Genomic DNA, 20,087 nt, shown 5'->3' on the forward strand with positions numbered 1-20,087 from the left:
ATGTTGGTTTTTTATTTGTTTTTACGTATTAGATATATAAACTATTAGAAGATTAGATAATTGATAATATAATTTATTAATATTTAAAAGAAAATTTATTTTTTATAAAAGATCATTATAGTTATTTAATTTTAATAATTTATTTAATAAATATATCAGTATTTGACTTTATAATTAATTAATTTACAATACAATATAAATTTAGGTTTAGTATTGCGTTCTTAGCTCAGTCCGGTAGAGCACTATCTTGACGTGATAGGGGTCGATGGTTCGAATCCATTAGAACGCATGAATTTGTCTAATTACTACTATTTTCAATTTAAACGCAAAGAGAAACTCAAAAAAATTTTAAAATATTAAATATAAATTTAATTATTTTGCAGTGTATAATAGTATTAGTATTTACAGGTTGTAGATTAATAATGATAAATAACTAGAATTTTATTAAGTGTTTGGTATTTAAATAATCATATTTCAAAAAACATATAGATATAAATCAATAAATCTGTTGCAAATATAATGATTGATATAATAGTTTGGTTTTAAATATTAAATTTTTAGGGATGAATTTATTGTTTTATTTACAAGATTGGAAATAAAGGGTTTATACTAAATTTTTTACTTGATTAAGTAATGTGCTTACGATGGACTGTAGTCCTTCTGACCTAGCGAAGGTAAAATTTTCGTTTAAGTTTAATTTTTTAATTATAAATCTAATTTTTAATTGGATAATTTCTTTTGGCGTTAATCCTTGATAAATAATAAATACAATAGCAATTATACCTTTAACAATAGAAGAATTGCTGTCTCCGTATAATTTTATAATCCCGTCGTTATCAACTAGAACAGTTATCCAGGTTCGACTTTGACAACCAGGTACTAAATATTTAGGAATGTCCGTATTATTTGGTATGGGTGATAAATGGTTTCCTAAAGTGATTATATACGAGTATTTTTCTTCCCAGTTTCTACACCGTAAGAAATTTTGTAATAATTTTTTTTTATTCGGTAAATTCATAAAGAATTTATATTTATTTTGATAATTTATTGAGAAGATGTTGTGTTTTTATTAAACTACTTATTAATTTGTCAATATCTTCTTTATTATTATACATTGCTAATGAAATACGACACATACTTGATGTGCGAAAATAATTCATTAATGGTATTGCGCAATGATGTCCAGTGCGTATGGCAATGCCGTCTTGATCTAAAAAACTTCCAATGTCGTAAGGATGATGTTTACCAATATTAAAAGATAGAACTCCTATACGGCTTGTAGGACCATAAATTATTATGTTAGGGATATTTTCTAATTCTTTTGTTGCATAATACATCAATTGAAGCTCGTAATTATAGATTTTATCTAAACCTATGCTATTAATGTATTTAATGGCAGCATCTAAGCCTAAAATATTGGCTATATTTGCTGAACCAGCTTCAAATTTCCAAGGAGCATCTACAAAAGTTGTACCTTTAGTTAAACTAACCGTTTTGACAATACCTCCTCCAACTTCCCATGGGGGCATACTTTGTAATAAGTGTTTTTTGCCATAAAGAACACCTACACCATTAGGTCCATAAAGTTTATGACTAGAAAATACATAAAAATCGCAGTTTATTTTCTGTACATCTACTTTGGTATGCACTATGCCTTGTGCACCGTCTACTAATACTACAGTATCTTTTATATTACGTATCAAATGTATAATTTCAGATAAAGGATTTAAAGTACCAATAACGTTAGAAAGTTGAGTAATAGCAACTAATTTAGTTCGTTCATTAATTAAATTCGGTAATTGATTAATATCTAACATGCCACTTAATGTTAGAGGAATATATTTAATAATTAATCTTTTCTTTTTAGCTAACATTTGCCAAGGAACAATATTAGAATGATGTTCCATTTCAGTAATAAGAATGTTATCACCTTTTTTAAAATACTTTCCTCCATAGCTATTAGCCACTAAGTTGATTCCTTCAGTAGCACTTTTGGTAAAAACAATTTCTTCTAATGAAGATGCATGAATAAATGTTGCTATTTGTTTTCTTGCTTGCTCCATTAATTCAGTGGCTTGTCTGCTTAGTTGATATATACTACGATGAGCGGTTGCATATCTGTTGCGATAGAAATTATTCTGACAATTAATAACGTCATTAGGTTTTTGAGCACTTGCAGCACTGTCCAAGTAAATCAATGGTTTATTATTTATTAATTTAGTTAATACAGGAAAATTAGATCTAATTTTTACTATGGGATATTCGTTCATTTTATAAACCTTTTATAGAATATTTATAATACGTTTAGCAATAACATCTTCAATAACTTTATTTTTAATTTTACCAAGTATTTCAATAGTAAATGCATAAATAATCATCTTTATAGCATTTTCGTATGCAATACCTCGCGTGCATAAATAAAAAATTTGATTCTTATCAGGATTGCCAATAGTAACACCATGACTACATTTAACATCATCAGCATAAATTTCTAATTGTGGTTCGCTTTTAATTTTTGCATTACCATTCAAAAACAAATTATTATTTAACATTAATCCATCAGTTTTAATTGCATGCTTAGCAACTTTAATAAAACCATTAAATACACTTTGACTATCATCAGAAACAATTGTTTTATGCAATTGTCTGCTTATGCAACATTGTTTATTATGCTCTAAATAAGTAAATATGCTACTAATATCTCTTTGCTTAAGAAATGCTAAACTATTAATTGATAAAGATGATCCTTTACCGTTTAATTTTACGCTTGTTTGATGATGATTAAATCTAGCGCCTAAAATAATAAATAAATTGCTTTTTACTTTAGTTTCGCATCCAATATGTATATCATTATGTGCTAAATGATAACTATTTTGGTTTTCAAAAAATAGCTTAATATGATCAAATTGAGAATGATCTCCTATTACTGTATATGTACGTGCGCCGCTAAAATGACCATGAGAATCCATGCTTACGAAGTGTTCTATTACTTGACCATTAGCACCGTTTGCAATTTCGATCTGATGGTAATAATGTGAAGTCGCCAATGTATTTTTATTTTTATTACCTGAATTAATATGTAATAAATATAACGGCTTATCCGCTGTTATATCAGCAGGTAAGAAAATATGAGTAATTTCATTAGCTAATGCTTCAGTTAAATGCAAAAAAAAATCCGATTGGATTGGCGACGGTAACAGTTGACGATTTATCTTTTTATTCGATATCACTTGCCATAATCCAGTATTTGTATCACTCAACAATGAAGAAAATAAGCCATTTATGAATACTAATCGATACGCATCAATATTTAAAGAAAGTTTATTTACTTTAATTATATTTATCATTTTGTCAAAGGGCGTAACAAAAGAATTAGATAAAAAATGTCCTATATAAACATTGTTCCATTTTTTGTCTTTATGAAGCGATCTGCCAGAATCTTTTACTTTTTCCCATTGTTTATTTGCTTGAGGTGAAAGGTTTTTTTCATTTTTTTCAAATAAGATACGCCATTGTTGTAATGCATGTTCATTATTGTTTATTAAAGCATCCATAACCTTGTTCCTCAATAAATTTTACTAAATGTAAATCTCCAGATTTTATAATATGACCTTTATATAAAATATGTACACAATCAGGTTTTACATATTTTAAAATCCTTTGATAATGGGTAATTATAATAAATGAACGATTTTTATTATGAAGTAGATTGATTCCATAAGCTAAAATTTTTACCGCATCTATATCTAATCCTGAATCAGTTTCATCAAGAATACACAATGTTGGTTCTAACAAAGTCATTTGTAAGATATCATTAAGTTTTTTCTCTCCTCCAGAAAAGCCTACATTTACTGAACGATTTAGTAAATTTTTAGATATTTTTAATAATTTTATTTTAGATTCGATAAGATCCACACATTCAAAATGATCCAAAGGTAGCTGATTCCGATATTTTCTTATCGCATTAATAGAACATTCTAAAAAAAATTGATTATTTATGCCTGGTATTTCTACAGGATATTGAAAAGCTACAAAAATTCCTTCTCCTGCTCGTTCTTCAGGATTTAACATTAATAAATTGCGTTGTTTATACAATATTGTACCATTGATTATTAAATAATTTTTTTGACCAGCAAGAATAGCCGCAAGAGTACTTTTACCAGAACCATTAGGACCCATAATTACGTGTATTTCACCTAATTTTACATTTAAATTTATTTTATGGAGGATAATTTTATTCTCTATGCTAATTGTTAAATCATTTATTACGAGCATTAATATTTGTTTCCTTATTATTTTTGATTTTAACCAACACTATGTTCAAGACTAATACTTAGTAATTTTTGAGCCTCTATAGCAAATTCTAAAGGTAATTTGGAAAAAATATCTTTACAAAATCCATTTACAATCATAGAAATAGCATCATCCTCACTAATTCCTCTTTGTTTACAGTAAAATAATTGATCATCACTAATACGTGAAGTGGTAGCTTCATGTTCTAATTTGGCGCTGTTATTTCTTACATCTATTAATGGAAAAGTATGTGCGCCAGATTTATCACCAATTAACATCGAATCACATTGTGTAAAATTTCGTGCTTTAACGGCAGTTGGCATAATTTTAACTAACCCGCGATATGTATTATCGCTATTACCAACAGCTATGCCTTTTGAAATAATAGTAGAGCGAGTATTTTTGCCAATATGAATCATTTTTGTCCCAGTATCTGCTTTTTGATGATTATTGGTTATAGCTACTGAAAAAAACTCTCCAATGGAATTGTCGCCTTTTAAAATGACACTAGGGTATTTCCATGTAATGGCAGAACCGTTTTCTGATTGAATCCATGACATTTTTGAATTTTTTCCATCGCATAATGCTCTTTTAGTAACAAAATTTAGCACTCCTTCTGTAGTTTTATTCCCAGAAAACCAATTTTGTACCGTAGAATATTTTACAACAGCATTTTTCATTAAAATAACTTCTACGACTGCAGCATGAAGTTGATTCATATTATGTGTTGGTGCTGAACATCCTTCAATATAACTGACATAACTATTTTCATCAGCAATTATAATAGTACGTTCAAATTGACCTGTTTTAGAGGAATTAATGCGAAAATATGTTGAAAGTTCCATGGGACATTGTGTATTTTTTGGTATATATACAAAAGTTCCATCAGAGGCTACTGAAGAATTTAAAGCTGCAAAAAAATTATCGTTAAAAGGGACTACACTTCCTAAATATTTACGCACTAAATTTGGATATTTATGAATTGCCTCATTAAATGAACAAAATAAAATACCTTGTTTAGCTAATTTCTTATGATAGGTAGTAGCTACAGATACAGAATCAAAGATGGCATCCACAGCTATTCCTGCACCCTCATGTATTGGTACACCTAATTTATAAAATGTTTTTTTTACTTCATTAGTTAAATATTTTTCTTTATTTAACTCATTATTTTTTTTTTCATAAAGAGGTGCTGAATAATAACAATAATTATCATAATTTAATTTTGGATAATGTGCTTTTAACCAATGTGGTTCCTGCATTTTTAGCCAAGCCTTATAAGCATTAATACGAAAATTAAACATCCATTCTGGCTCATTTCTTTTTGTTGAGATAGCACATATTGTTTTTTCATCAATACCATATTCTAGTTCTTCATTTTTGAGATTTGTAAAAAAACCTTCTTTATATTTCTTTTTTACAACCATCCACGGATTAATGACATCATTATTTTTTTTATCATCATTCCTAATTTGATTTTTTTTCATATACTGTCGAACCCTTTATATATTAAAGCTTTCACCGCATCCACATGTATATTGAGCTTTAGAATTGTGGAATTTAAATGAATAATTTAATCCTTCTTTAATGTAATCTAGTTTAGTCCCATTAATAAATAAAATTGCTTCCGGAGATATAAACAATTTTACTCCATCATATTTATAAATTAAATCTATATTATTAAACATGATAACTTTATCCATAGTAAAACTTAATCCTGCACATCCATATTTTTTTATATTTATACGTATACCTAATATTTCAGTATTATTTTTTATTAAATGTTTAATCTGTTGGATCGCAGAATCACTAATGCTAAAATTCAAGTTTTGCCAATTAATTTCTTTATTTAAGTAATCTTTGTTATTTTTTTTTAAATTATTTTTCATATTTTATCCTTTTTATGTTTCGAATTTGGTCTTTATAAGCTATAAGACACTAATTTATAAAATAAACAACAAGTTTTTGTATCTTATGAAATACAAAAATTACTACATTTTTAAATAATTATTTTAACATAACCTAAAGATATACTTTTGCCTAAAAGCTAATTAAAAATTTAATCATTTAACAATTTCGAACACTGAAATAGTTTAAATCTAAATGCAAAATATTAACAAATAAATTAACTATATTTTTAATAATTTTAAATTTCATTGTAAATTAGTGATTAACCAATCTACTACATCGGTTAAATAATCATGTTGAGTCCACATTAATAACCATTGTTTGCAACAACTTTTAATTTCATCAGCATTATATAAAACTCCAACTAATTTTTTAGATAATGACTCTAAAGGTTCTGGATATAGACTATCAGTAAAAATACAACTTCTATTAATAATTCCGTTTTTAATATCAAAGTGTAATGCTACACTACCCCAAGTAAAATAATTGTCTAAATAATGCGTAAACATTGGTGCAGCTCCAAAATTCCAATCCCAGCAACTTTGATGAGTTAATTGTTTTGAAAATCCTGGTATTTTTTTTAGTACATTTTCTAAAGAAATAATTTCTGGATTTATTTGTTTTTTATAAAAATTACAAAATTCTTTTTGTAAAGCATAACAAAGTTGTTTATGGTTAATATTTGAATTTAATTCATTTAAATTAGCAACACGAGAACGCACTGACTTAATGCCTTTAGTTTGTAATTTTTTAATATCCGGATTAAGATAGTATGCTAGTTTGGTGAGGTCTGTTTGTAATAACAAAGTTCCATGATGAAATTTACCATAGGATGTTTCTCTATAAGCTGAACCGCTAATTTTGCGCTCCCCTGCTTTGGTTTGTACAAGAAGATCGTTACGTCCGGATATTTTTGCATGAATATCGAAGTATTTTAATCCATCTAAAATAATAGTAGTAGAAATATTTTTATTATAGTCTTTCTTACTTGATAAAAATGTAAAACATGTATTACCTAAGTCGTGAAAAACGGCACCACCTCCACTACTTCTTCTAGCTAAACGAATTCCATCTCTTACCATACGACGAGTATTACACTCTTTCCATGGATTTTGTGCTCTACCAATAATTATTGTATTATAATTACGCCATAAAAATAGTATACTTTGATTATTTTCTATATTATGGAAAATACATTCCTCTATTGCCAAATTAAACCATGGATTGTGAAAATTAGACACCAACAATCTTAAAGACGTCATAACTTACTGACTCCAAGTTATAATTTTTTATGAAGATCATCTTTTATAAACAAAACATCTGGATTATACCATAAAATTTAAAACAAACCAGACTATCCATATTTTATAATAAAATACTCTATCTAATTTAATAATATCATAAAAAATTTATCTTTTAAAATATGCAAGAATATTATTAATCTTTATGAGTATTTTAATAATTAAAGTATCAATAATTTTTTATTAATTTGAAAATTAGAATTGATTTCATTTATATATACATTATCTTTTTAAAGAGGCTTTAAATTTTAATTTTAAACGTTGTAAGCATTTTTCAAGCATTTTTGTAATTTCAATTTCTTTTAAAGTATAATTATTATTATATAAAAATAAACTAATAGCTAAACTTTTGAATTCTTTATTTATACCGATACCACGGTATATATCAAATAATTTTATATCAATTAATTCTTTTCCTAAAGATTTTTTGCATTCATTAATAATATCTATAGCAGCAATCTGTTCCGAAACTATGATTGCAATGTCTCTACGATTAATAGGAAATCGAGGAATGTCTTTTATTTTGCTAGTTCTATATTCAGCTATTTTATCCCAAATAATTTCAAAAACCAATGTATGATTCCTTAAATTCAATTTTTTTTCTAAGGAAGGATGTATCATCCCAATACATCCAATATATTCATTTTGAAAAAATATACTAGCACTTTGTCCTGGATGTAATGCCGGATTGATTTGTATTTTAAATTCTACATCATTTAATTTACCAAGCATGTCCAGAATTGCTTCAACATCACCTTTTATATCATAAAAATCCATAATATTATTTTTTTTGCAATCCCAATGTTCTTCATATCGCACTCCTGTTATAATGCCCGATAATGTCAAATATTGATCAACTTTCATATATGCCATTTTATTTGGTGAAAAAGACATTCCACTTTCAAATAAACGTATTTGCTGTTGTTGACGATTTTGATTATAAATAACTGTATTTACAAGACCACTCCATAAAGATAAACGCATAACAGACATTTCTTTTGTAATAGGGTTTATAATTCGTAATGCTACTTGTTCAGGATGCAGCAAATTTTGAATTTTTGGATCTACAAAGCTATAAGTAATCACTTCTTGATAATCACGATCTACAAGTAAATTTTTTATTCTTAATAAAGGTAATTTATTTTTATTAATATTGTATTTCGTTTGTAGCGCCGTATATATTGAAGTACTAGGAAGCATATTATAGCCATAAATTCTAATTATTTCTTCTATTAAATCTTCTTCTAATTTTAAATCGAAACGCCAAGTAGGTGTTAATACTTTCCAACCATCCTTAAAACGTTTTATGATGCATCCAGTGCGTTTTAAAATTTCATGTACTTTATTATCTGAAATAAAATAACCGATAAATTTTTTTATTTTATTACGTCTTAAAATTATAAAATTTTTTTTGGTTATTGTTTTTTCATTTATTAAATTTATTACTGGTCCAGGATATCCTCCACAAATTTTAATTAAAAAATATGTGACACGTTCAATAGCTAATTTGATTAAAGTAGGATCTATTCCTCTTTCATAATAGTGTGAGGAAAAAGAATAATCTAAATTATATTGTTTAGTTTTACCTATAATAAAAGATGGATGAAAAACAGCGCATTCCAATAAAATATTACACGTTGATGAATCAATAATTGAATTTTCTCCATTTAAAATACCTGCTAAAGCTAATGGTTGTTTTGCATCTGCTATTATTAATGTATCTGTGTTAATATTTATTAAGATATCTTTGGGTACTTTTATAGTTTCATGTTGATGAGCCAAACGTACGCAAATTCCTCCATGTATCTTATCTAAATTAAATATATTTATAGGACAACCTAATTCTAAAATAACGTAATTACTTATATCTGTTATTGGATTAACAAAGCAGATTCCACTTTTTCTTAATTTTTCACGCATCCATAATGGAATGCGAACAGTATTATCAATACCTTTGATGATTCTACTTAAATAATAAGGGCATGCATTAGGTTCTTCAATTTTAATTAACAATGTATCATTAAGAGTTGGTATTACGAAATTTGTTTTTGGTTGTTTTAAAGATGTTTTATTAATTATTGATAAATCACGAGCAATACCATATAATCCAAAACAATCAGCTCGGTTTATAGGGATATTTATATCAAGAATGTTATCATCTAATTTTAAATAATCTTTAAAATTTGACCCTATAGGCGCATCTTTAGGTAACGTTGTTATGTCAATATCATTGTAAACAATACCCAGTTTTTTAAAAGAACATAATGACCATTCAGGTAGTAATCCGTATTTATTATTATTTTTTTCCTTCTTATTACCGAGTGCTATTGAATCTGATTTTGCTACTATAATTTTTGAATTTACACAACAATTGTCTATATTAGATATTATACTCAAGTTATTTATGTCACCGATATCTACTGTTAATATCCACGCGTCAGCAACATCAGGATGTTTTATGCGTTTTAAGACCAAACCAATTATTATCTTACTAAAATAATTAAAATAAGGAGTTATTAAATTAGTTTTTAATCCTGCCATGGTCAATTTTTCAGTTAGCATATTACTGTTAATATCTAAATTAATCCATTCTCGTAACCAAAATTCACTAAATTTCACAAATAAGACTCTTTATTATTTAAATTGTTGTAAAAAACGTATATCATTCTTAAAAAATGTTCGTAAATCTGTCACGTTATAATTTAACATAGTTAATCTTTCTACTCCCATACCAAAAGCAAAACCTGAAAATTTTTCTGAGTCAATATTCATGTTTTGCAGTATACTAGGATGCACCATACCACAACCTAATATTTCTAACCAATGATCTTTTTCTCTCGTTATATCTATTTCTGCCGAAGGTTCTGTAAATGGAAAATAAGACGGTCTGAAACGGATTTTTATATTTTTTGTGAAAAAATAATTTAAAAAATCATATAATATGCCTTTTAAATCGGTAAATTTACTATAATTATCAATCATTAATCCTTCTATCTGATGGAACATTGGGGTATGCGTTTTATCGTAATCCTTACGATAGACGCGACCATATGTAATAATACGTATAGGTGGTTTTTGTGATTTCATGACACGAATTTGTATCCCAGAAGTTTGGGTACGCAATAATCGGGTATCATCTAACCAAAAAGTGTCCTGCTCAGTACGAGATGGATGATGCACAGGAATATTTAAAGCGCTGAAATTATGATAATCGTCTTCTATTTCCGGGCCTTCTACTATAGTAAAATTTAGTTTTTCAAAAAAATTTTTAATTTTTATATTGGTTAAAGTTAAAGGATGCAATCTACCCTTTGTCTTTTTTCGTCCTGGTAATGATATGTCAATTTTTTCTTTTAATAGCCTTTCTTGTATTAAGATAGATTCTAATATATTTTTTCGTATATATAACAACTTTTTAATTGTTTTTTTAACGTTATTAATAATATTACCTATTTCTGCTTTTTGTATAGAATTTAAATTACGCATTAGTACTATTTGTTGATTTATATATCCATTTTTGCCTAAAAAAGCAATACGTACCGATTCTAATGCACTCAAGTTATGAGATTGCTGAATTGATTGCTCTGCTTGTTTAATTAAATCTTGCAGATTTGATTTTTTAATTTTTTGTTGGATTACCATAACGTAGATATTCTTATTACATATTATTGAATTTTTATTGTTTAATTTCGCTTTGGTTGTTTTACAATTAATTAAATTTAAATCATCTTATTCATTAAAATAACTATAAATTTGATTTCAAAATAAAACAAAAAATTTACCAACAACTATAAATACAACAATAAACTCCATTTTAACGTGTTTATTGTTGTATTTTTGATGCATTTACTAAGCTTTCGAAGGCATCTTTATCTAAAAATGCTATATTTGCGAGAATTTTGCGATTAACTTCGATTGAATGTCTTTTAAAATTGTTAATTAATTTACTATAAGATATTCCATTTAGTCTAGCTGCAGCATTAATTCTTGAAATCCATAATCTACGAAATTGTCGTTTTTTTTGTCGTCGATCACGATAAGAATATTGATTAGCTTTAATAACGGCTTGAAAAGCAGCACGATATGTGCGTGAACGTGCACCGTAGTAACCTTTTGCTTGTTTTATTATTTTTTTATGACGCATCCGCGAAACAACACTATTTCTACTACGTACCATTGTTACATTATATCTCCCATATTATATAAGTAATCCCTATTAAATTTAATTAATAATCAAAATAAAATTTTAAATATAAGGCAAACATTTTGCAATTAAAAACAAATTACTTTTAGAAATCATAGATTTATGTCGCAAACGGCTCTTACGTTTACTAGATTTTTTGGTTAAGATATGTCGTAAATAAGCATGTTTATACTTAAATCCACCAGAAGATGTTTTCTTAAATCTTTTTTTAAAACTTTGAACTGTTTTAAATTTTGGCATATTCATTTTTTCTATGAAACATAAATAATATAAATTTCATTATAGGCATACGATATTGCTTATCTTAATGTAGATTTGTTATTTTTTTTTAGGAAGCAAAATCATAATTAATTGCTTGCCTTCAATTTTATCAGAAATATATTCAATTATTGATATATGTTCTAAGTCTTTACGAATACGATTTAATATTTCAAAACCTATTTGTTGGTGAATTATTTCTCCTCCACGAAATCTTAAAGTTATTTTTATTTTATCACCATCGTTAAGGAAACGTATTGAATGACGTAACTTCACTTGATAATCAGCTTCTTCAGTTCCTGGTCTAAATTTTATTTCTTTAACTTGAATAATTTTTTGTTTTTTTCTTTGTTCTTTAAAAGATTTATTTTTTTCATAAAGAAATTTTCCGTAGTTCATTAAACGACATACAGGAGGTAAAGAACTAGAACTAACTTCAACCAAATCCACTCCGGCTGTTTGAGCTCTCTTAAGAGCTTCATATAAACTAACGATACCAATTTGATTACCATTTATATCTGTTAATCTTATTTCATTAGCACGAATGTCTTGATTAATACGATTAGGGCGTATCAGCTGATTTTTTTTGCTACCTTTAATAAATTACTCCTCCAGTTGATTAAGATTGTAATTTTTAATTTCACATAATACTTTTTTTATAAATGTATTAATGTCATAATGTCCTAATGTTTTCCCGCGAAATGTACGTACGGATACTTTTTTTATATTCATTTCTTCATTACCACAAATTAACATATAAGGTACACGACATAAAGTATGTTCCCTAATTTTAAAATTTATTTTTTCATTTCTTAAATCCAATTTTACTCTAATATTTTTTTTTGACATTTTATTTGCTAATTTTGAAACATATTTTGACTGTTTTGAAGTAATATTCATTAAAACTACCTGTATAGGAGCTAACCAAGTTGGATAAAAACCAGAATATTCTTCTGTTAAGATACCTATAAAGCGCTCGATAGATCCTAAAATAGCTCTATGAATCATTATTGGCACAACACGTCTGTTATTTTTATTGATATAAAAAGCGTTTAATCGACGTGGAAGAGAAAAATCTAGTTGTACCGTACCACACTGCCAATTACGATTTAAACAATCAAGTAAAGTAAATTCAATTTTAGGACCATAAAATGCTCCCTCAAATTTTTGATACTCAAACGATACACCAATTTCTGTTAAGATGCTAGATAAATTATTCTCAGCCAGATCCCATATTGAATCGTCTCCAATACGTTTTTCTGGTCGAGTGGAAAGTTTCACTGAAATTTTATTAAATCCAAACGTACCATACACATCATACATCATTTTTATACAGTTTTTAATTTCATCATGTATTTGAGATTTAGTGCAGAAAATATGAGCATCATCTTGAATAAAACTTTGAACTCTCATTAATCCATGTAAGGATCCAGAAGGTTCATTGCGATGACAACTACCAAATTCTGCTATACGTAGCGGTAAATCTTTATAAGATCTTATCTTATGGTTAAATATTTGAACATGTCCAGGGCAATTCATAGGTTTTATACAATACGTATGATTTTCTGACATAGTAGAGAATATATGTTCTGCATAATTTTCCCAATGACCCGTTTTTTTCCATAAAACATGATCAATCATTATAGGTGTTCGCACTTCCTGGTATTCATAATTTTTTAGTTTTGTTCTTATAAATTTTTCTAATTCATGTAAAATAATCCAACCATTATTATGCCAAAAAATCATTCCAGGTGCTTCTTCCTGTATATGATAGAGATCTAATTGTTTATTTAGTTTACGATGATCACCAATATCCATTTTGATCGTAAGTATAAAAATTGTATTTTAGTGATTTAGTTATTAGTTTTGATATTATACATGAATAGTTAGATAATATTAATTTTTCTTATAAATTTATTAATAAATTTATAAGAAAAATTAATATTTAGTGATTCTAGTATGTTTGAAATTTTGATGTCTTGGCAACCCTTAATTTTTAAGGCAAAATTACAAATCTTTAAGGCATCTGTTCTTAATTTTAGATACGGATCACAAATGTTTATCATTCGATATTTAAGTTGGAAAATGATTTCACTAACTCATCTACTGCTTTAATTTGGTTTAAAAAAGGCTCCAGTTTATCTAATGGTAATGCTGATGCTCCATCACATTTAGCGTCATCTGGATTAGGATGTGATTCAAGAAATAAACCTGCGATTCCCACCGCTATACAAGCACGAGCTAGGTCGTTTACCTGTTTTCTTCTTCCCCCGCTTATAGAGGATAATGGATCTCTGATTTGTGATGCATGATTAACATCTATCATAATTGGACATCCTCCAGATTTTTCGCTCATTACTTTAAACCCTAAAATATCTACTATTAGATTGTCGTATCCAAAACTACTACCTCTATCACATAAGATAAGTCGAGAATTACCAAATTCACGAAATTTATTCACAATATTAATCATTTGTTCGGGACTGATGAATTGTGGCTTTTTTATATTAATTACCAAATTAGTTTTTGCTATTGCAGAAACTAAATCTGTTTGTCGTGCTAAAAAAGCAGGCAATTGAATAACATCTGCTATTTTAGCAATACTTTTTGCTTGATAAGGTTCATGAATATCAGTTAGAATTCGAACTCCAAAAGTTTTTTTAAGTTCTTTAAATATTTCAATCCCTCGCTCTAAGCCAGGACCTCTATAGGAATGAAATGAAGAACGATTTGCTTTGTCAAACGAAGATTTAAAAACATAAGGAATACCTAATTTTTGGGTTATATTAACATAATGCTCGCAAACATACATGGCTAAATCACGTGATTCTAATACGTTTATTCCACCAAATAACACAAAAGGCAAATTATTAGCCATTTTAATGCCACCAATATTAATCACTAGTTGTTTCATATATTTTAATTATTTTATATTTTATTGTAAATTATACAATAGTAAAATTTAATAAAAGATATTAATATTTAAATAAATTTTTTACTTTTCTTTGAATTAAATAAAATTCATAATATTTTATAAAATTTAAAATACTAATAAATATACTAGATATCAAAAATTAACATTAAATTAAAATTTGTAATAAAATAACTTATATCTTATTTTTTCTTTTGTTTCAGTTCAACCATTGACCACGAGTGATTCGTTCATAGCTATTGTAATCATAAAATGTAGTAATATTTTTAAATTTTGAATCATAAAATAATTTACGTACACATTCTCCCTGTCTCCATCCATGTTCTAATATTAACCATCCACCATGTAATAAATATAAACTTGAATGTTGAATGATATATTTTAAATCTGCCAAACCATTTTCTTCAGAGATTAAAGATTTTTTAGATTCAAAATCTAAATTTTTAGGAGAAAAATATGGATCTTTAATATCAATATATGGTGGATTACTTACTATTACATCAAAATGAATTCCTTGTAGTAAATCAAACCAATTTCCGTGTAAAAATAATATATTTTTGCAATTTAAATAAAAAGCGTTAATACGTGCAAGATTAATGGCTTGTATTTGACAATCTATAGCTATTATTTTCCAATCTGGCTGTTCGGAAGCTATTGCTAAAGAAATAGCGCCAGTACCAGTACCTAAATCCAACATCCTAATTTTAGAAATTGTAAATAGATTCAATACTTGTTCCACTAATATTTCTGTATCTGGACGAGGAATAAAAATATTATGATAAACTTGAATATTTAAAGACCAGAATTCTTGTACACCCGTTATATAAGCAATAGGTTCCATTTTTTGTCTTCGAAGAAGCAGCTTATCAAGACAAGACTTTTCAATAAAATTAAGTTTTGTTTCTCCAAAAGCCAATAAAAAAGTCCGTGACTTACCAAGCGTTTTGCTTAAAATAATTTCAGCGTCAAGTTTCGGTGTTGTAGAAACTTGTAATAATTGTATATTAGCCCACTGTAACCATTGTTTCCAATTCATTTAATTTTATATATAATTATGTTTTTAATTGATTTATTTCATATTTTTGCGAAATAGGTAAAATTAATAAATCTAATTTTCCTTCTATTATTTCATTAAGTTTATATAGAGTTAAATTAATACGATGATCTGTAACTCGGCCTTGTTGAAAATTATAAGTACGTATTCTATCTGAACGATCACCTGTACCTAATAAACGACGTCTAGTTAAGGTATCTTTTTCCCGTTGTCTCTGTATTTTAAGGTTATGTAAACGAGAACCTAATATAGCTAATGCTTTAGCTTTGTTTTTATGTTGTGACCTTTCATCTTGACATTCTACTGTCATACCAGTTGGTAAATGAGTAATACGAACAGCTGAATCAGTAGTATTAACATGTTGTCCTCCAGCTCCAGATGAACGAAATGTATCTATCCTCAATTCATTAATATCAATAACAGGTAACTCTACAATAGGTATTTCAGGTATTACGGCTATAGTACAAGTAGAAGTATGAATTCTACCTTGTGATTCCGTATCAGGTACCCTTTGAACTCGATGACCTCCAGATTCAAATTTTAATTTACCATATGCACCTTTATGAGGAATTTTAATTATTATTTCCTTATATCCACCATATTCGCTTTCATTAACGTTAATAATTTCTATTTTCCAACATTTAGATTCTAAATAACGAGTATACATTCGAAATAATTGTCCTGCAAACAAAGAAGCTTCATGACCACCAGTTCCTGCCCTAATTTCAATAAAACAACCCCGATTATCATCAGGTTCTTTTGGTAGTAAGAAAATTTGTATTTGTTGTTCAATTTTATTTTTTTTTATTTTGGTTTTTTCTATTTCATCTAATACTAAATCGTGTAATTCTTGATCTGTAAGCATTTGTTTCATTTCGTTGATTTCTTTTTTAGCTTTCAACCAATTTTCGAAAAGAATTATAATATCATTTAATTTTGCATATTCTTTAGATAATGAAAAAATTTTTTTTTGATTTGATTTAGTATTTGTGCAATTAAGTAATGTTTCTATTTCTTTGAAACGATATTGCAATTGTTTTAGTCTATTTATTACAGGAAGCTTCATAATAATATTTGTTAATGTTCACACAGAAATTTCAATTTTATTATTTTGAATGTTATTCTTGGATTTATTATATATTTTATTCAGTTAATAATTCTTTTTTACTAATAAATAGATAATTGAATTATAATACGGTTATAAAATAAATTTTACATAAAATTAGTTAAAATATATACTTATATATCTTACGTCATGATATATATTCAAAATACCATGTTTGTTATTATTATAAATTTTTTATTGGTTATATTTATTTATGTATATGATACATTAAAATTGAAATGTAAGTTATTAATCACTTAATCCTATAAAGAATAAGATATTTGGATAATATTTAAACAATTTTAAATTTTAAGATGAGTATGACAAGAACTTAACATTTATTAAATAGAAATCGAAAATATTTAGAACAATTATATAAAATTAACAAACATGAATTTGATTCTAACATTAGAATCAAATTCATGTTTGTTAAAGTAAGTTCTGGTTTTTTAACTATCGTAATTAAATTCAAAAAAAAATTTTTCTAGTCATATGATAAAATGGCCATCACCTGCTAAGCTGAATTTGTTCTTATATATTATTGGTCGCCGTTTAGATGGGTATCATATGCTTCAAACTTTATTTCAATTCATCAATTATGGTGATGATATAAGTATTTCTATAACTAATAATGGGAAAATAAACTTATTTAGTTCTATGGTTAAAATAAAAAACAAATACAACTTAATTATGCGCGCTGCAAGATTATTACAACTTTATTGCTGGCAAAAAAATAAAAAAAATGTATTAGGAGCAAATATTTACTTAAATAAAGTATTGCCTATAGGTGGTGGATTGGGAGGTGGATCCTCAAATGCTGCTACAACACTTATAGCATTAAATAAACAATGGAGAACTAGATTAAGTTTAAAAACATTAGCAAAATTAGGTTTAAGATTAGGATCAGACATTCCTGCTTTTATATACGGACACACGTCTATTGTTGAAGGTATTGGAGAAATATTAACTCCAATGAATTATGCTAAAAAATGGTATTTAGTATTGATACTTCCAATTAGTATTTCAACTCATTTGATTTTCAATCACAAGGAGTTAACAAGAAATTCAATTCATTCTCCTATTGTTAATTTACTAAATAAACCATTTCATAATGATTGTGAATCATTAGTAAGAAAAAAATTTCCTATAATTGATCAATATATAGCATGGTTATCTAAATACGCTCCAACAAGACTTACAGGAACTGGTTCTTGTATATTTGCTGAATTTAATGATAAAAACAGCGCCATTGAAATTCAAAAAATAGTCTCTTCTGAAACACGTAATTTTATAGCTCAAGGTATTAATGTATCTCCATTGCATAGAATGTTACCATGAGTTTTATTTACTAAGTTATTTTTTTGGATTATTTATTAGTCATGAAAATTTTTACAGGCAATGCTACTCCAGAATTAGCCAAACTAATTGTTAGAAATCTATCTATTAATTTAGGTAAAGCTTCTGTTGGACGATTTAGTGATGGAGAAGTTAATGTGCAAATTAATGAGAACGTGCGTGGTGGAGACATATTTATTATTCAATCCACTTGCGCTCCAACTAATGATAATATTATGGAATTAGTTGTTATGGTAGATGCGCTAAGGCGTGCATCGGCTGGTCGTATTACAGCGGTAATACCATACTTTGGGTATGCTAGGCAAGACCGCAGAGTACGTTCTGCACGAGTTCCTATCACTTCTAGAGTTGTGGCAGATCTTCTCTCTAACGTAGGTGTTGATCGTATTTTAACTGTAGATTTACATACAGAACAAATACAGGGGTTTTTTGATGTACCAGTAGACAACGTTTTTGGTAGTTCTGTTCTTTTAGATGATATGACACGGCAGAATTTGTATAATCCTATTGTAGTATCTCCGGATATTGGCGGAGTAATAAGAGCTCGCGCGATTGCTAAATTATTTAATGATGTTGATATCGCTATTATAGATAAACGCAGGCCACGAATTAATATCGCTCAAGTTATGCACGTAATAGGTGATGTAACTAATCGTGATTGCATATTAATAGATGATATGATAGATACAGGAGGAACATTATGTAAAGCGGCAGAGGCTCTTAAAGAAAGAGGAGCAAAAAGGGTTTTTGCCTATGCAACTCATCCCATATTTTCTGGTAATGCTTATAAAAATTTTAAAGAATCAATAATTGATGAAATAATTATTTGCGATTCAATACCGTTAAATTCTAATATTAAGACATTATCAAATATACGAGTTCTAACTCTTTCAAAAATGTTAGCAGAAACTATACGTCGTATTAGTAATGAGGAATCAATTTCTGCCATGTTTGAACATTAATTTTTAATTTTTTAAAAATCTTAAAATACAATTTGGTTTTATATTATAATAACTAAAATATTAAAATTTATTACAAATTTAAAATGTTAATAAAACTAATCGTGGGTCTTGGTAATTATGGATGTAAATATGATGGCACTAGACATAATTTAGGGTCTTATTATGTAAATTTACTAGCTAAGCGTTATAAATTATCTTTTGTGAAAAAGAAACAGTTTTCTAGTCTTGTTGGAAAATTTGTAATTTTTAATAATCTCATTCATCTATTGATACCTACTACTTACATGAATCTTAGTGGTGAAGCAGTTGCAGCTATGTCTTCTTTTTATAATTTTCTTCCTGCAAATATTTTAATTGTACACGATGAACTAGATTTAATGCCTGGCATTATAAAGCTTAAATTCGGTGGTAGCCATGCTGGACATAATGGTTTAAAAAATATAATAAATAAATTAGGTTGTAATCAATTTTACAGACTACGCATTGGGATAGGACGTCCAAAGCATAATAGTGAAATAGTAAACTTCGTTCTTAGTAAACCACCATTCAACGAAAAACAAACTATTCATAATATACTCAATAAAGTTATAAATTATACTGAGTATGTGGTGAATAAAAATATAATACAAGTGATGAATAAACTGCATAGTAATATTATTAATTGAGCATCAATTAATAATATTACTAATAATAAATTTTAACTTCTTTCCTCTT

At 27.2% G+C, this 20,087-nt stretch carries 18 protein-coding genes, 1 tRNA gene and 1 pseudogene; 4 read left to right on the plus strand and 16 right to left on the minus strand.

The features are described from left to right. Positions 1–215: 215 nt before the first annotated feature. Positions 216–289, plus strand: a tRNA-Val gene (locus GN160_RS00410). A 315-nt stretch (positions 290–604) separates the two neighbouring features. Here GN160_RS00410 and sufE read toward each other — a convergent pair. The 16 genes and pseudogenes from sufE to prfA form a co-directional block, all read right to left on the minus strand. After that, on the minus strand, positions 605–1,018 hold the full coding sequence (gene sufE / locus GN160_RS00415; RefSeq protein ID WP_192380460.1) for a cysteine desulfuration protein SufE: 414 nt from the start codon (positions 1,016–1,018) through the stop codon (positions 605–607). A 13-nt stretch (positions 1,019–1,031) separates the two neighbouring features. After that, a complete protein-coding gene (locus GN160_RS00420; RefSeq protein WP_192380462.1) occupies positions 1,032–2,270 on the minus strand; it encodes a SufS family cysteine desulfurase in 1,239 nt (412 codons plus the stop codon). 12 nt (positions 2,271–2,282) lie between these two features. Further along, positions 2,283–3,554, minus strand: a complete 1,272-nt coding sequence (gene sufD / locus GN160_RS00425; RefSeq protein WP_192380464.1) for a Fe-S cluster assembly protein SufD — start codon at positions 3,552–3,554, stop codon at positions 2,283–2,285. Further along, positions 3,532–4,275 (minus strand): Fe-S cluster assembly ATPase SufC, encoded by a 744-nt coding sequence (sufC, locus tag GN160_RS00430; RefSeq protein ID WP_192380466.1) that lies wholly within the window; start codon positions 4,273–4,275, stop codon positions 3,532–3,534. Before sufC ends, sufD begins: the two co-directional genes overlap by 23 nt. A gap of 29 nt (positions 4,276–4,304) precedes the next feature. Further along, positions 4,305–5,720 carry a Fe-S cluster assembly protein SufB gene (gene sufB / locus GN160_RS00435; RefSeq protein ID WP_225624859.1) on the minus strand — a complete coding sequence of 472 codons (1,416 nt, stop codon included), beginning with the start codon at positions 5,718–5,720 and terminating at the stop codon, positions 4,305–4,307. Between the two features lie 75 nt (positions 5,721–5,795). Then, a complete protein-coding gene (locus tag GN160_RS00440; RefSeq protein WP_192380469.1) occupies positions 5,796–6,182 on the minus strand; it encodes an iron-sulfur cluster assembly accessory protein in 387 nt (128 codons plus the stop codon). Positions 6,183–6,446: 264 nt separating this feature from the next. Next, positions 6,447–7,463, minus strand: a complete 1,017-nt coding sequence (locus GN160_RS00445; protein WP_192380470.1) for a lipoate--protein ligase — start codon at positions 7,461–7,463, stop codon at positions 6,447–6,449. 261 nt (positions 7,464–7,724) lie between these two features. Next, positions 7,725–10,121, minus strand: a complete 2,397-nt coding sequence (gene pheT / locus GN160_RS00450; protein ID WP_192380471.1) for a phenylalanine--tRNA ligase subunit beta — start codon at positions 10,119–10,121, stop codon at positions 7,725–7,727. 15 nt (positions 10,122–10,136) lie between these two features. Continuing rightward, entirely contained in the window at positions 10,137–11,144 is a 1,008-nt protein-coding gene (gene pheS, locus GN160_RS00455) for a phenylalanine--tRNA ligase subunit alpha (protein WP_192380472.1), read from the minus strand. Between the two features lie 181 nt (positions 11,145–11,325). Continuing rightward, a complete protein-coding gene (rplT, locus tag GN160_RS00460; protein WP_192380473.1) occupies positions 11,326–11,679 on the minus strand; it encodes a 50S ribosomal protein L20 in 354 nt (117 codons plus the stop codon). Between the two features lie 69 nt (positions 11,680–11,748). Next, complete coding sequence (gene rpmI, locus GN160_RS00465) at positions 11,749–11,946, minus strand: 50S ribosomal protein L35 (protein ID WP_192380474.1); 198 nt, start codon at positions 11,944–11,946, stop codon at positions 11,749–11,751. 78 nt (positions 11,947–12,024) lie between these two features. Beyond that, on the minus strand, positions 12,025–12,564 hold the full coding sequence (infC, locus tag GN160_RS00470; protein WP_192380850.1) for a translation initiation factor IF-3: 540 nt from the start codon (positions 12,562–12,564) through the stop codon (positions 12,025–12,027). Between the two features lie 3 nt (positions 12,565–12,567). Then, positions 12,568–13,770 (minus strand): annotated as a pseudogene (gene thrS, locus GN160_RS00475) (threonine--tRNA ligase); the annotation flags it as partial. A 256-nt stretch (positions 13,771–14,026) separates the two neighbouring features. Beyond that, positions 14,027–14,878, minus strand: coding sequence for a 3-deoxy-8-phosphooctulonate synthase (gene kdsA, locus GN160_RS00480; protein WP_192380477.1), 852 nt, complete (start codon positions 14,876–14,878; stop codon positions 14,027–14,029). Positions 14,879–15,095: 217 nt separating this feature from the next. Then, positions 15,096–15,932: a peptide chain release factor N(5)-glutamine methyltransferase gene (gene prmC / locus GN160_RS00485; RefSeq protein WP_192380478.1), complete on the minus strand. Its 837-nt coding sequence runs from the start codon at positions 15,930–15,932 to the stop codon at positions 15,096–15,098. 16 nt (positions 15,933–15,948) lie between these two features. After that, positions 15,949–17,016: a peptide chain release factor 1 gene (prfA, locus tag GN160_RS00490; RefSeq protein WP_192380480.1), complete on the minus strand. Its 1,068-nt coding sequence runs from the start codon at positions 17,014–17,016 to the stop codon at positions 15,949–15,951. Positions 17,017–17,547: 531 nt separating this feature from the next. Between prfA and ispE the strand changes: the two genes are divergently transcribed. From ispE to pth, 3 genes are all read left to right on the plus strand, one after another. Continuing rightward, entirely contained in the window at positions 17,548–18,393 is an 846-nt protein-coding gene (gene ispE, locus GN160_RS00495) for a 4-(cytidine 5'-diphospho)-2-C-methyl-D-erythritol kinase (protein ID WP_192380482.1), read from the plus strand. A gap of 41 nt (positions 18,394–18,434) precedes the next feature. Further along, on the plus strand, positions 18,435–19,373 hold the full coding sequence (locus GN160_RS00500; RefSeq protein ID WP_192380484.1) for a ribose-phosphate pyrophosphokinase: 939 nt from the start codon (positions 18,435–18,437) through the stop codon (positions 19,371–19,373). Between the two features lie 83 nt (positions 19,374–19,456). Then, positions 19,457–20,038, plus strand: a complete 582-nt coding sequence (gene pth / locus GN160_RS00505) for an aminoacyl-tRNA hydrolase (protein ID WP_192380486.1) — start codon at positions 19,457–19,459, stop codon at positions 20,036–20,038. Positions 20,039–20,087 lie beyond the last annotated feature (49 nt).

This window comes from Blochmannia endosymbiont of Colobopsis nipponica (assembly GCF_014857065.1).
Classification (GTDB): Bacteria; Pseudomonadota; Gammaproteobacteria; order Enterobacterales; family Enterobacteriaceae; genus Blochmanniella.

Bases quoted from the DNA above. Each gene is read 5' to 3' on its own strand.
- prfA (WP_192380480.1), bottom strand. From the start codon at position 17,016: ATGAAGCTTCCTGTAATAAATAGACTAAAACAATTGCAATATCGTTTC.
- pheS (WP_192380472.1), bottom strand. From the start codon at position 11,144: ATGGTAATCCAACAAAAAATTAAAAAATCAAATCTGCAAGATTTAATT.
- sufC (WP_192380466.1), bottom strand. From the start codon at position 4,275: ATGCTCGTAATAAATGATTTAACAATTAGCATAGAGAATAAAATTATC.
- sufD (WP_192380464.1), bottom strand. From the start codon at position 3,554: ATGGATGCTTTAATAAACAATAATGAACATGCATTACAACAATGGCGT.
- rplT (WP_192380473.1), bottom strand. From the start codon at position 11,679: ATGGTACGTAGTAGAAATAGTGTTGTTTCGCGGATGCGTCATAAAAAA.
- GN160_RS00500 (WP_192380484.1), top strand. From the start codon at position 18,435: ATGAAAATTTTTACAGGCAATGCTACTCCAGAATTAGCCAAACTAATT.
- prmC (WP_192380478.1), bottom strand. From the start codon at position 15,932: ATGAATTGGAAACAATGGTTACAGTGGGCTAATATACAATTATTACAA.
- GN160_RS00445 (WP_192380470.1), bottom strand. From the start codon at position 7,463: ATGACGTCTTTAAGATTGTTGGTGTCTAATTTTCACAATCCATGGTTT.
- kdsA (WP_192380477.1), bottom strand. From the start codon at position 14,878: ATGAAACAACTAGTGATTAATATTGGTGGCATTAAAATGGCTAATAAT.
- rpmI (WP_192380474.1), bottom strand. From the start codon at position 11,946: ATGCCAAAATTTAAAACAGTTCAAAGTTTTAAAAAAAGATTTAAGAAA.
- GN160_RS00420 (WP_192380462.1), bottom strand. From the start codon at position 2,270: ATGAACGAATATCCCATAGTAAAAATTAGATCTAATTTTCCTGTATTA.
- GN160_RS00440 (WP_192380469.1), bottom strand. From the start codon at position 6,182: ATGAAAAATAATTTAAAAAAAAATAACAAAGATTACTTAAATAAAGAA.
- sufE (WP_192380460.1), bottom strand. From the start codon at position 1,018: ATGAATTTACCGAATAAAAAAAAATTATTACAAAATTTCTTACGGTGT.
- ispE (WP_192380482.1), top strand. From the start codon at position 17,548: ATGATAAAATGGCCATCACCTGCTAAGCTGAATTTGTTCTTATATATT.
- sufB (WP_225624859.1), bottom strand. From the start codon at position 5,720: ATGGTTGTAAAAAAGAAATATAAAGAAGGTTTTTTTACAAATCTCAAA.
- pth (WP_192380486.1), top strand. From the start codon at position 19,457: ATGTTAATAAAACTAATCGTGGGTCTTGGTAATTATGGATGTAAATAT.